This window comes from Pseudomonas sp. SIMBA_068, from assembly GCF_046534705.1.
Taxonomy (GTDB): Bacteria; Pseudomonadota; Gammaproteobacteria; order Pseudomonadales; family Pseudomonadaceae; genus Aquipseudomonas; species Aquipseudomonas putida.
The window spans coordinates 1-258 of sequence record NZ_JAWRYI010000919.1 but is presented as its reverse complement, the minus strand read 5'-3'; the positions used below and the strand labels follow the sequence as shown (position 1 = coordinate 258).

The 258-nt window shown below is 66.3% G+C and carries 1 pseudogene; it reads right to left on the bottom strand.

Annotated features, from left to right (window positions below):
• Positions 1–257, bottom strand: a pseudogene (locus tag SB756_RS32070) (two-component sensor histidine kinase); the annotation flags it as partial.
• Position 258: the final 1 nt, after the last annotated feature.

The window sequence follows — 258 nt, the reverse complement described above, 5'->3', positions numbered from 1 at the left end:
AACCACGGTGTGCCGTCTTTACCGCTGATGCGCAGGGCCAGGTCAGCCTGGTGGCTGAGCTCATCGCGCAGGGCCGGGAGCCGGGCCGCAAGCTCGGCGGGTGTGGCGACACCGGCGAGTTGCGTGCGAAACAGCGACAGGCGTGATTCGAGCAGTTGTTGGTCCAGCTCGATGAAGTGCTGTTCGCTGGCACGGTTGAACAGGATGCCGGCACCCAGCGAAACAGCAGCCGTGCAGGCCGCGAACAGCAGCGCCAGG